The organism is Azotobacter chroococcum, assembly GCF_002220155.1.
Lineage (GTDB): Bacteria > Pseudomonadota > Gammaproteobacteria > Pseudomonadales > Pseudomonadaceae > Azotobacter > Azotobacter chroococcum.
The window spans coordinates 1,459,959-1,472,078 of record NZ_CP011835.1; the positions used below are offsets into that span (position 1 = coordinate 1,459,959).

Annotated in this window: 11 protein-coding genes; 9 read left to right on the forward strand and 2 right to left on the reverse strand. The window is 67.8% G+C overall.

The window, feature by feature from the left end:
• The first annotated feature begins 13 nt into the window (after window positions 1–13).
• From ACG10_RS06815 to ACG10_RS06845, 8 genes are all read left to right on the forward strand, one after another.
• The gene (locus tag ACG10_RS06815) at window positions 14–1,339 is read left to right on the forward strand and encodes an HlyD family type I secretion periplasmic adaptor subunit (protein WP_089167643.1); all 1,326 of its coding nucleotides are present in this window, start codon (window positions 14–16) and stop codon (window positions 1,337–1,339) included.
• Window positions 1,336–2,751, forward strand: a complete 1,416-nt coding sequence (locus ACG10_RS06820; protein ID WP_089167644.1) for a TolC family outer membrane protein — start codon at window positions 1,336–1,338, stop codon at window positions 2,749–2,751. The genes ACG10_RS06815 and ACG10_RS06820 overlap by 4 nt, the downstream gene beginning before the upstream one ends.
• Window positions 2,752–2,853: 102 nt before the next feature.
• Window positions 2,854–6,921: an ATP-dependent RNA helicase HrpA gene (gene hrpA / locus ACG10_RS06825; RefSeq protein ID WP_089167645.1), complete on the forward strand. Its 4,068-nt coding sequence runs from the start codon at window positions 2,854–2,856 to the stop codon at window positions 6,919–6,921.
• Window positions 6,922–7,094: 173 nt separating this feature from the next.
• Window positions 7,095–7,508 (forward strand): MarR family winged helix-turn-helix transcriptional regulator, encoded by a 414-nt coding sequence (locus ACG10_RS06830; RefSeq protein ID WP_198319026.1) that lies wholly within the window; start codon window positions 7,095–7,097, stop codon window positions 7,506–7,508.
• A gap of 43 nt (window positions 7,509–7,551) precedes the next feature.
• Entirely contained in the window at window positions 7,552–8,757 is a 1,206-nt protein-coding gene (locus ACG10_RS06835; protein WP_408608433.1) for an MFS transporter, read from the forward strand.
• Window positions 8,754–8,876, forward strand: a complete 123-nt coding sequence (locus tag ACG10_RS24720) for a hypothetical protein (protein WP_264371131.1) — start codon at window positions 8,754–8,756, stop codon at window positions 8,874–8,876. The genes ACG10_RS06835 and ACG10_RS24720 overlap by 4 nt, the downstream gene beginning before the upstream one ends.
• Before the next feature lie 110 nt (window positions 8,877–8,986).
• Complete coding sequence (locus ACG10_RS06840) at window positions 8,987–9,244, forward strand: type II toxin-antitoxin system Phd/YefM family antitoxin (protein ID WP_039805099.1); 258 nt, start codon at window positions 8,987–8,989, stop codon at window positions 9,242–9,244.
• Window positions 9,245–9,247: 3 nt separating this feature from the next.
• Window positions 9,248–9,502 (forward strand): Txe/YoeB family addiction module toxin, encoded by a 255-nt coding sequence (locus ACG10_RS06845; RefSeq protein ID WP_089167646.1) that lies wholly within the window; start codon window positions 9,248–9,250, stop codon window positions 9,500–9,502.
• Here ACG10_RS06845 and ACG10_RS06850 read toward each other — a convergent pair.
• Complete coding sequence (locus ACG10_RS06850) at window positions 9,496–9,873, reverse strand: hypothetical protein (protein WP_089167647.1); 378 nt, start codon at window positions 9,871–9,873, stop codon at window positions 9,496–9,498. The genes ACG10_RS06845 and ACG10_RS06850 overlap by 7 nt on opposite strands.
• 147 nt (window positions 9,874–10,020) lie before the next feature.
• Between ACG10_RS06850 and ACG10_RS06855 the strand changes: the two genes are divergently transcribed.
• Window positions 10,021–10,749 carry an SIMPL domain-containing protein gene (locus ACG10_RS06855; protein ID WP_089167648.1) on the forward strand — a complete coding sequence of 243 codons (729 nt, stop codon included), beginning with the start codon at window positions 10,021–10,023 and terminating at the stop codon, window positions 10,747–10,749.
• A gap of 36 nt (window positions 10,750–10,785) precedes the next feature.
• Here the strand turns inward: ACG10_RS06855 and ACG10_RS06860 are convergent, their stop codons facing one another.
• The gene (locus tag ACG10_RS06860) at window positions 10,786–12,018 is read right to left on the reverse strand and encodes an MFS transporter (protein WP_089167649.1); all 1,233 of its coding nucleotides are present in this window, start codon (window positions 12,016–12,018) and stop codon (window positions 10,786–10,788) included.
• Window positions 12,019–12,120: the final 102 nt, after the last annotated feature.

Genomic DNA, 12,120 nt, shown 5'->3' on the forward strand with positions numbered 1-12,120 from the left:
CAGGGAGACGCACATGACCGATGCAAGTATTGGCCGCGAGGCTCCCGCACTGTCCGATCTGCCGACCTCCGACCATGCTGTACGGGCCGTGGGCTTTCTGATCGTTTTCGTCACCTTCGGCATCTTCGGCACCTGGGCCGCCGTCGCGCCTCTGGACAGTGCGGCCCTGGCCCCGGGGGTGGTGACCGTACAGACCTACCGCAAGACCGTGCAGCACCTCGAAGGCGGGATCGTCAAGGAACTGCGTGCGCGCGATGGCGATATGGTCAAGGTCGGCGATCCGCTGATCATTCTCGACGAAACCCAGATTCGCGCCGAAAGCGAGGTGACCCGCAGCCAGCTGATCGCGGCGCAGGCCATGGAGGCCCGGCTGCGTGCCGAACGCGACGATCGGGAAAGCATCGACTTCTCCAGCATGCTCGAAGTGGACAGTCCGCGCGCCCGCGAGGCTCGCAATGGCGAAACCCAGGTCTTCACGGCCCGCCGCAATTCCCGTCTGGGGGAGGTCGCGGTGCTGGAGAAACGCATCGGCCAGTTGCACGAGCAGATCAATGGCCTGAAGGGAATGATCCATACCAAAGGCCGGCTGGAAAACTCCTTCGCCAAGGAAATCGGCGAACTGAGGGAGCTGCTTGCCGAAGGCTTCGTCGACAAGCAGCGCCTGCTGGAGCAGGAGCGCAATCTCGACAAGATACGTGCCGAGGTGGCCGACCATCGCTCGGAAATCACCAGGATCCATCTGCAGATCAATGAAACCGAGCTGCAGATTCTGCAGCTCAACAAGGACTTCAACGCCGAAGTCGTCGGCCAGCTGGCCGAGGTGCAGACCAAGGTCTTCGACTTGCAGGAAAAGAAATCCGCCCTTGAGGATCGTCTGGGCCGCGTGGTGATCCGCGCCCCCGAGGACGGCATGATCCTGGGCATGACGGTGCATACCATCGGCGGTGTGATCAGTCCGGGCACGCCCTTGCTGGACATCGTGCCGTCCATTTCCGACCTGGTCATCGAGGCCCAGGTTTCGCCCAGCGATATCGACCGGGTCGAGGCCGGCAAGTCCGCCGATATTCGCTTCAGCGGTTTCAACAGCAGCACGACCCCGGTGGTCGAGGGCACGGTCCTCCAGGTTTCCGCCGACCGTTTCGTTGATGAAAAGACCGGCATGCCCTATTACCTGACCCGTATCGGCCTGACCGAAGAGGGCGCGCGGCGTCTGGGCGGTCTCAAGCTGCAGCCGGGCATGCCGGCCGAGGTCTACATCAACACTGGCAAGCGCACCATGCTGCAGTACCTGATCCAGCCGGCCACCGATGTGTTCGCCAGATCGCTGATCGAGGAGTGACCGTGCGCCGTGCGACTTGTGTGTTTCTGGCGCTGTTGAGCGTGTCGGTACAGGCCGAAACCCCACGGGCCGATTCGGCGTCGGCCCTGTCGCCTGCGCCACGCAAGCAGGGCATCCGGGCCTCGGAATACGCTACCGATCTGCTGCAGTTGTACCGGGAGGCGCGCCTCGAGGATCCGCGTGTGCTGGCCGCCCATGCACGTGCCCAGTCCGGCAGGGAACGGCAGCGCGAGGCGCTGGGCGAACTGTTGCCGCAAGTCTCGGCAAGCACGGTCTTCAGCCGCGCCACCCGTGACGACGATGCGGACCGCTCCTCCTACGATACGGAGCGCTACTCCCTCACCTTGAGCCAGCACCTCTACAACAAGGCCGCCTGGGAGAGCTATCAGAAATTCAAGAGCCTTGCCCGACAAGGCGACTCCGAAGCCGAGGAGGCCCAGGCGGAGGCGGCCATCGATCTTGCGCAGCGCTACTTCGTTGCCCTGGCCTCGGACGACGAACTCGAGCTGGTCATGGCCGAGCGTCGTGCGACCCAGAAGAATCTGGACCGTATCAATGCGCTGTATGAAAGGCAGATGGCAGTGGTCACCGACGTCCTCGACCTCAGGGCGCGTGTCGATTCGCTGGCTGCCGATGAGGTCGAGGCACGCAACCAGGTACGCCTCAGCCGCGAGGAGCTTGCCGAAGTCATCGGGCGCCCCGTGCAGGAAAGGCTCAGTCGCATCCGGGAAGACATCGAGCTCCAGGCGCCCCGGGAAACCCTGGAGGTCTGGATCGAGCGCGCCATTGCCGCCAACCCGGGGCTCAAGGCCAAGGAAGACGCTCTCGCGGCGGCCGATGCCGCGATCCGGGAAGGCAAGGGCGGGCATTATCCCTCCCTCAGCCTCAACCTGTCGGCACTGCGCAGCGATGCCGGCTACGACAACAGCCTGACATCGCGCTATGACAACTACACGGCCGGCATTGCCGTGCAGGTACCCATCTACAGCGGCGGCTCCACCTCCGCGCGGGTCAGGGCATTGCACAGTGACCGGACTTCGGCCGAGCAGGAGCTCGAGGCGATGCGCCGTCAGCTGCTCAAGGAAACCACCAGTGCCTACCTCACCACCCAGTCCAGCGTGGACAGGATACGTGCCACGCGCAATGCGCTCGAGTCGGCAAGAAAATCCACGGAGGCCGCCGAGAAGGGTTTCCGCTTCGGCGTCGTGAATGCAGTCGACGTATTGACCAACGTGCAGAACGAGTACAAAGCGCGGCGCGACCTGTTGAAGGCCCAGTACGACTTCATCACCAATCTCCTGGTCCTGAATCGCTGGGCCGGCAAGCTGTCCGGGCAAACCATCGAGAGCGTCAACGTCTGGCTTGCCCGGAGCAACGCGTCGGAGGATGCCAAGCGCAGCGCCGCGCGCTGAGCGCGGACCCCTGGCGTCCCTGCCAGAACCTCATACGCCTACGGCCCGCCGGCGAAATCTGCGACAATCGCGGCCTTTTCCCGCAATCGCCCACGGCTGTCCATGACCGACGCAACGCCCGCCTTCGACCAGCTGCTGCACAACCTCGATCACGCCCTGATCGCCGACCGCCACCGCCTGCGCCACCAAGTCCACGAGCTGCGCAAGAAGCCGGATGAGGCCAGGCAGGCGCAGTGGCTGGAGCGTTTCCAGGCCTCCTGCGCCAAGGTCGAGGCGCGGCGGGCCAGCGTGCCGGCGCTGCGCTACGACGACAGCCTGCCCATCGCCACCAAGCGCGAGGAGATCAAGGCGGCGCTGGAGAAGCACCAGGTGCTGGTGATCGCCGGCGAGACCGGCTCGGGCAAGACCACCCAGTTGCCGAAGATCTGCCTGGAGATCGGCCGCGGCGTGCACGGGCTGATCGGCCACACCCAGCCGCGGCGCCTGGCCGCGCGCAGCGTGGCCACCCGAGTGGCGGAGGAGATCGGTTCGCCCTTGGGCGAGCTGGTCGGCTACCAGGTGCGCTTCGAGGACCAGTCCAACGAGCGCAGCCTGATCAAGCTGATGACCGACGGCATCCTGCTCGCCGAGACCCAGCACGACCGCTATCTGGAGCGCTACGACACGATCATCGTCGACGAGGCCCACGAGCGCAGCCTGAACATCGACTTCCTGCTCGGCTACCTGAAGACCCTGCTGCCGCGTCGGCCCGACCTCAAGGTCATCATCACCTCGGCGACCATCGACCTGGAGCGCTTCTCGAAGCACTTCAATGACGCGCCGATCGTCGAAGTGTCCGGGCGCACCTACCCGGTGGACACCTGGTACCGCCCGCTGGCCGCCGAAGTGGACGAGGAGGGCAACCGGGTCGAGGACGACCTGACCGTCGACCAGGGCATCCTCGCTGCCCTCGACGAGATCGCCGCCCACGAGCGCAGTGTCGGCAAGCGCCCCGGCGACGTGCTGGTGTTCCTCCCCGGCGAGCGCGAGATCCGCGATGCCGCCGAGGTGCTGCGCAAGGCCAACCTGAAACACACCGAAGTCCTGCCGCTCTACGCCCGGCTGACCCCGGCCGAGCAGCAGAAGATCTTCCGCCCGGCGGCCGGGCGCAAGATCGTGCTGGCGACCAACGTCGCGGAAACCTCGCTCACCGTGCCGGGCATCCGCTATGTGATCGACAGCGGCACCGCACGGATCAGCCGCTACAGCTACCGCGCCAAGGTCCAGCGCCTGCCGATCGAGGCCGTCTCCCAGGCCAGCGCCAACCAGCGCAAGGGTCGCTGCGGGCGGGTCGAGCCGGGCATCTGCGTGCGTCTCTACAGCGAGGAGGACTTCCTCGCCCGCCCGGAATTCACCGACCCCGAGATCCTGCGCACCAACCTCGCCGCAGTGATCCTGCAGATGCTCCACCTGCGCCTGGGCAGCATCGAGGACTTTCCCTTCATCGAGCCGCCGGACGGCAAGGCGATCAGCGACGGCTTCAACCTGCTGCAGGAGCTCTCGGCGGTCAGCCGCGAGGGCCAGCTCACCCCGCTCGGTCGCCAGCTGGCGCGCCTGCCGGTGGACCCGCGCCTCGGCCGCATGCTGCTGGAGGCCACCCAGCAGGGCAGCCTGGAGGAGGTGCTGGTCGTCGCCAGCGCGCTGTCGGTACAGGACGTGCGCGAACGCCCGGTGGAGCGCCAGCAGGCCGCCGACCAGGCCCACGCCCAGTGGAAGGACCCGGACTCCGACTTCGCCGCGCTGATCAACCTCTGGCGCGGCTTCGAGGAACAGCGCCAGGCGCTGGGCGCCAACGCGCTGCGTTCCTGGTGCCGGAAGAATTTCCTGAACTACCTGCGCCTGCGCGAATGGCGCGACGCCCACCGCCAGCTCGCGCTGATCGTGCGTGAACTCAAGCTCGGCCTGGGCAAAGCGGTGGATGGCTCCGACCATCCACCCTACGCAAAATCCGACTCCCGTAGGGTGGAAAACGCCGAAGGCTTTTCCACCGGACAGATTGCCCCGACCAAGGACAACAAGGTCAACGCCATCGTCCGCCAGCAGGTCGAGGTCAGCGAAGCCGCTCAGAAGGCCAGGAACTATGCCGCCGTGCACAAGGCGATCCTCTCCGGCCTGCTCAGCCAGATCGGCCAGAAGACCGAGGAGGGCGACTACCTCGGCGCGCGCCAGCGGCGCTTCTGGATCCATCCTTCCAGCGTGATTGGCCGCAAGAAGCCGGTCTGGGTAATGGCCGCCGAGCTGGTCGAGACCACCAAGCTGTTCGCCCGCATGGTGGCGAAGATCGACCCGGAGTGGATCGAGCCGCTGGCCGGTCATCTGGTCAAGAAGAACCACCTGGAGCCGCACTGGGAGAAGAAGCGCGGCCAGGTCGTCGCCTTCGAGCAGGTCACCCTCTACGGGCTGATCGTGGTCGGCCGCCGCCCGGTGCACTACGGCCCCGTCGACCCGCTGGTTTCCCGCGAGCTGTTCATCCGCGAGGCTCTGGTGCGTGGCGAGATCGCCAGCCGCGCCAAATGCCTGACCGCCAACCGCGAGTTGCTCGAGCTGCTCGACGAGCTGGAGGCCAAGGCGCGCCGTCGCGACATCCTCGCCGACGAGGAAACCCTGTTCGCCTACTACGAGGCGCGCCTGCCGGCGGACATCTACCAGACCGCCAGCTTCGACAGCTGGTACAAGCGCGAGAGCGCCAGGGACCCGCAGCTGCTGATCATGCGCGAGGAGGACGTGCTGGCCCGCGAGGCCAGCGAGGTCACCGCCGCGCAGTACCCGGACAGCCTGCGCCTCGGCGAGCTGCAGCTGCCCTTGACCTATCACTTCGAGCCCGGCCATCCGCGCGACGGCGTGACCGTCCGCGTGCCGGCGCCGCTGTTGCCGCAACTGCCGGCCGAACGCCTCGACTGGCTGGTGCCGGGCCTGCTGGAGGCCAAGTGCGTGGCCCTGGTGCGCAACCTGCCCAAGGCGATCCGCAAGAACTTCGTGCCGGTGCCGGACTTCGTCCGGGCGGCGCTGGCCAAGCTGGCCTTCGCCGAAGGCGCATTGCCCGAGGCGCTGGGCCGCGAGCTTACGCGCATGACCGGCGCCCGCGTGCCCGAGGAGGCCTGGGTCGAGGCCGCCGCGCAGCTCGAAAGCCACCTGAAGATGAACCTCGAGGTGGTCGATGCGCGCGGCAGGTTCCTCGGCGAGGGCCGCGACCTGGCCGAGCTGACCGCCCGTTTCGCCGAAGCCAGCCAGGCGGCCCTGGCCATTCCGCAGCAGAAGGCCGCGGCCGCTCCGGTCGAGGCCAGGGCTTTCGCCCCGGTGGCGGAAAAGACCCAGCAGAAGATCGCCGGCCTGTCCATGACCGTGTTCCCGGCGCTGCTGGAGGAGGGCGGCACGGTGAAGGAGAACCGCTTCTCCACCCAGGTCGAGGCCGACTTCCAGCACCGTCGCGCCCTGCAGCGCCTGCTCCTGCAGCAGCTCGCCGAGCCGGCCAGGCAACTGCGCGGCAAGCTGCCCGGCCTCACCGAACTCAGCCTGCTGTATCGCGACATGGGCAAGCCGGATGCCCTGGTCGAGGAGATCCTGCTGGCCAGCCTCGATGCCTGCATCCTCGACGGCGAGCCGCAGCTGCCCCGCGACGGCGCCGCGCTGGCCGCGCTGGCCGAGCGCAAGCGCGGCGCCTGGGCCGAGCAGGCCGGGCGCCTGGCGAAGCTGGTGCTGGAAATCCTCAAGCTGCGCCACGACCTGCAGAAACGCTTCAAGGGCCGCATCGACCTGGCCCAGGCCGTCGCCCTCAACGACATCAAGGCCCAGCTCGCCCGGCTGATCCAGCCCGGCTTCGTCCGCGACACCCCGGCCGAGTGGCTGCGCGAATACCCGCGCTACCTCAAGGCCATCGAACAGCGCCTCGACAAGGTCGGCGGCCAGCTGCAGCGCGACCGCGTCTGGAGCGGCGAACTCGCCGGCCTCTGGGAGCAGTACCAGGCGCGTGCCGCCAAGCACGCCCAGGAAGGCAAGCGCGACCCCAACCTGACCCTGTATCGCTGGATGCTGGAGGAGTACCGGGTGTCGCTGTTCGCCCAGCAGCTGGGAACGAAGATGGCGGTGTCGGACAAGCGGCTTTCCAAGCAGTGGAGTCTGGTGGAAGCCTGATGCCATCCAGGGTGGGCAAGCGGAGCCTTGCCCACCCTGCGGAGCCGGCTGGTTTGGGTAGGGTGGAAAGCCCGCGCAGCGGTTTTCCACCGGGGCAGCGGATTGTTTCCCGCCTGCCGCCTGTCAACACTACGGTTGACGTTCTGCCTGCTACGGGTATATACCCTTATCCCATGCTTCCGACCCTCTGCCTCTGCACCAAACTCCGCCGGGCCACGCGCAGCGTGAACCGGCTGTACGACGACGCCCTTGCCGGCGTCGGGGTCAATGCCGCGCAGTATTCGCTGCTGCGCAACCTCGAGCGACTGGGGCGGCCGAGCATCACGGAGCTGGCCGAGGCGCTGGGGCTGGATCGCAGCACCCTCGGGCGCAATCTGCGGGTGCTGGAGGGCAAGGGGTTGCTGGCGCTGGAAGGCGGCGAGGATCAGCGCAACCGGCTGGTGTCCCTGACGGCGGCGGGCCGGGCCTGTCTCGACCAGGCGAAGGGGGCCTGGGCGCAGGTGCAGGAGCAACTGGGCCAGCGCCTCGGGCCGGAGAAGCGGGCGACCTTGATGGCGCTGCTGGATGAACTGGAAGGGCTCGACTGATTTTTCGCGGATAAGCGGGTATATACCCGTAAAAGGACGACTCATGACTTCGATATGGCGCACGAGTGGCTGGGTTCTATTGGGCGCTTCGCTGATTCTGGCGCTGTCGCTGGGCATCCGCCACGGCTTCGGCCTGTTTCTGGCGCCGATGAGCACCGAGTTCGGCTGGGGGCGGGAGGTGTTCGCCTTCGCCATCGCCCTGCAGAACCTGATCTGGGGGCTGGCGCAGCCTTTCACCGGAGCGCTGGCCGACCGCTACGGCGCGGCGCGGACGGTGGTCGTCGGCGGTGTGCTCTATGCCGTGGGCCTGGCGCTGATGGCCCTGGCCGACTCGCTCTGGACGCTGTCGCTGAGCGCGGGCCTGCTGATCGGCATCGGCCTGTCCGGCACCTCCTTCTCGGTGATTCTCGGCGTGGTCGGCCGCGCCGTACCGGCGGAGAAACGCAGCATGGCGATGGGCATCGCCGCGGCCGCCGGCTCCTTCGGCCAGTTCGCCATGCTGCCCGGCACCCTCGGGCTGATCGGCTGGCTCGGCTGGTCGTCGGCACTGCTGGCGCTGGGGCTCCTGGTCGCGCTGATCGTGCCGCTGGTGGGCCTGCTCAGGGACAGTCCGCAGCCGCCGCAGGCCGACGAGCAGAGCCTGGGCGAGGCGCTGCGCGAGGCGGCGGCGCACTCCGGTTTCTGGCTGCTGGCGCTGGGTTTCTTCGTCTGCGGCTTCCAGGTGGTGTTCATCGGCGTGCACCTGCCGGCCTATCTGGTCGACCAGCAGCTGCCGGTCCGGGTCGGCACCACGGTGCTGGCGCTGGTCGGGCTGTTCAACGTGTTCGGCACCTATATCGCCGGCTGGCTCGGCGGGCGCCACCCCAAGCCGCAACTGCTGACCGCGCTCTACCTGCTGCGCGCCGTGGTGATCGTCGCCTTCGTCTATCTGCCGCTCAGCCAGTGGAGCGCCTACGCCTTCGGCATGGCCATGGGCCTCTTGTGGCTGTCCACGGTGCCGCTGACCAACGGCACGGTGGCGACCCTGTTCGGCGTGCGCAACCTGTCGATGCTCGGCGGCATCGTGTTCCTCTTCCACCAGCTCGGCGCCTTTCTCGGCGGCTGGCTGGGCGGCTGGCTCTACGACCGCACGGGCAGCTACGAGCTGGTCTGGCAGCTTTCCATCGCCCTCAGCCTGATGGCCGCACTGCTCAACTGGCCGGTGCGTGAACGGCCGGTGGCGCGCCTGCAGGCAGCCGGGGCGGCATGAGCGGCGGGCTGGCCCGGCTGCTCGGCGCCGCGCTGCTCGGCCTGCTGCTGGCACTCGCCTGGTGGGGCTGGCGGCAGGGCGGGCTGGCCCTGCTGCAGCTGGGGATGGGCGTTTGCTGAGGGCGGCGTTCTTTCGCTGCGGCGGGCATGGCGGGCTGCGGGCCATGCTGGATTGTCGATATGTACGCATTTCTGTACATTTCGATATCCAAGGCATCGAGGAGAGCGCCATGCAGACCATCAACTACACCACGGCACGCCAGCACCTGGCGGAAACCATGGATCGGGTGAACAACGACCGCACGCCCATCCTGGTCACCCGGCAGAAGGGCGAGCCGGTGGTGATGATTTCCCTGGCCGACTACAACGCTCTCGAGGAGACGGCCTATCTGCTGCGCTCGCCGGCCAATGCGGAGCGTCTGATCCGCTCGATCGCCAGCCTGCGCGCCGGCAAGGCGGAGCCGCGGTCGCTCGTCGACGAAGACTGAGCCTTGAACATTCTCTTCACGCCCGAGGCCTGGGACGACTACCTGTGGTTCCAGCAAAACGACAAGGCCGGGCTCAAGCGGATCAACCTGCTGATCCAGGATGCGCAACGCGATCCGTTCGGCGGTCTTGGCAAGCCGGAGCCCTTGAAGCACAACCTCAGCGGTTTCTGGTCGCGCCGCATCGGCGAGGAACATCGGCTGGTCTACAGGGTGGACGGAGATGCTCTGCAGATCGTGATGTGCCGTTATCACTACTGAACCTTGAACCCCCTCCAGCCCAGCGCCACCCAGGCCAGTGCCGGATAGCAGGCGTAGTGCAGGCCGAACAGCAGCAGCCCGACCGGGCCGTGTTCGTACTGCTGTTCCATCATGCCGAGCAGGCCGAGGTAGAGCACGCCGAGGCCCAGTCCGTAGCGCAGGACGATGCCCCGGCGCTCTTCGGGCCAGGGCGCACGGTGCGTCCGCCAGGCGAAGACCAGCGCCAGGCCGGCGGCGACCAGGCCGGCGATCAGCAGGGTGGCGAGCAGGCCGCCGACCTTGACGAAGGTGCGCAGCAACAGGTTGAGCAGGATGCTCGCGAGAATGCCGCCGAGGGCATAGTGGCCGAGCCGGGGGGAGGGGATGGACATGCGCGGGAGGCTGCCTGCGGGGGAACGGAGTGGCTGCACCATATCCAGCGGCAAAGCCGCCGACAAGCGCCCGCCGCGGCCGTGGGGCGGCGCTGGCGGCTTGCGTGGCATGGGCTAGCCTGTTCGGGGATTCCCGGGAGGATGGCGATGGAAAACACGGTACGTATCGGATGGATTCCCGCCCTGATCATCGGCGTGGCCCTGGCCTTCGCCGGCTGGGCGGTGGGACGGGGCGTGGAGCGCTTTCGCATGGGCGACCGCGCGGTGACGGTGAAGGGGCTGGCCGAACTGGACGTGAAGAGTGATTTCGCGATCTGGACGCTGTCCTTCCGCCGTGCTGGCGACGAATTCGGCGGCGTGCAGCGGCTGTTGAGCGAGGACCGCGAGCGGATTCTGGCCTTCCTCGGCGAGCAGGGCTTCGAGGCCGGGGAGATCGAGATCCGTCCGCTGCAGGTCCAGGACCTGCTGGCCCGCGAATGGTCGCCGCGGGAGGTGGGGCTGCGCTTCAACGGCCAGGGACAGGTGCTGGTGAAGTCGCCGCGGGTCGATGCGCTGGCGCAGGCGGTCAACCGGGTCGATCCGTTGATCCAGGCCGGCGTCCAGCTCGAGTCCGAGCAGCAGGGCCAGCCCGGCCTGCGCTATCAGCTGCGCGGCTTCAACGAGGTCAAACCGAAGCTGCTGGAGGAGGCCACCCTCAATGCCCGGGCGCAGGCGGCGAAGTTCGCCGCGGATGCCGGGGCGACCCTCGGCCGGCTGAAGAATGCCAACCAGGGGGTGATCCGCGTGCTCGACAGCGACGGCGGCGAGGAGGACAGCGGCCGCACCATCGGCAAGCGCCTGCGGGTGGTCAGCACCTTCGAGTACGCGCTGGAGTAGGGCGGGAGCCGGCCGGCTCCCGCTCAGCCGCGGGGCTCAGCCCTCCGCCACGGCCTGCCCGGCCGGTGCCGCCGTTTGCGCAGGGCCGCTCTGCAGCTTCCAGGCCTGGAGGAAGATCAGCAGGCCGAGGACCGCGGTGATCGCGCCGACGTAGCCGGTGACGGTCCAGCCGAGGCCGGCGCTGATCGCCAGGCCGCCGAGCCACGGGCCGAGGGCATTGGCGATGTTGAAGGCGGCGTGGTTGGAGGCGGCGGCCAGGGTCTGCGCCTCGGCGGCCACGTCCATCAGGTGCGTCTGCAGCGGCGGCGCCAGCGCGACCATGGTGCCCACCGCGAAGACCGCCGGCAGGACGCTCCAGATCGAATGGACCGACAGCGGGAAGAGCAGCAGCACGGCGGTGCTCCACAGCAGCACCAGGGCGACGGACTTGAACTTCAGGCGGTCGAACAGCCAGCCGCCCGCCATGTTGCCGACGATGGTGCCGAGCCCGAAGGCGGCCAGGCCGAACGGAATCCAGGCCTCGTGCACCCGGGTCACTTGCAGCAGGGTCGGCGCCAGATAGCTGAACACGCAGAACATGCCGGCGAAGCCGATCGAGCTGATGGCCAGCGCCAGCCACACCTGGGGCTGGTTGAAGGCGCGGATCTCGCGCATCGGGTTGCTGGGCTCCTCCTGGCGGCTCGCCGGCAGGTGGATGAACACCAGGGCCATGGTCAGCAGGGCAATGGCGCCGACCAGGGCGAAGGCGGCGCGCCAGCTCAGCCACTGGCCGAGCCAGGTGGCCAGCGGGTTGCCGATCAGGATGGCGACGGTCAGGCCCAGCATCACCCGGCTGACCGCGTTGGCGCGCTTGTCCGGCGCCACCATGGAGGCGGCCACCAGCGAGGCGACGCCGAAGTAGGCGCCGTGGGGCAGGCCGGCGATGAAACGATTAAGCATCAGGGCGTGATAATCCGTCGCCAGGGCGCTGGCGAAGTTGCCGGCGGCGAAGAACAGCATCAGCAGCATCAGCAGGATGCGCCGCGGCAGGCGGGCGCCGAGAATCGCCAGCAGCGGCGCGCCGACCACCACGCCGAGGGCGTAGGCGCTGATCACATGCCCGACCTGGGGCTCGCTGACGTTCAGGTCCTGGGCCACGTTCGGCATCAGGCCCATGATGGCGAATTCGCCGGTGCCGATACCGAAACCGCCCATCGCCAGGGCCAGTTCGATCAATAAGACAGCGCGAGCGGAAAGCTGCGGCGCGCCCGCTGGAGCGTGCTCCGTCATGGTGAACCTCGAGTAGGTAATAGGTGGGAACGCAGGCAAGGGAGGGGGGAGAAGCGTCTTCATTATTCTCCTATCGGGAGCCCGAGAAAACCGCTGTAGCCG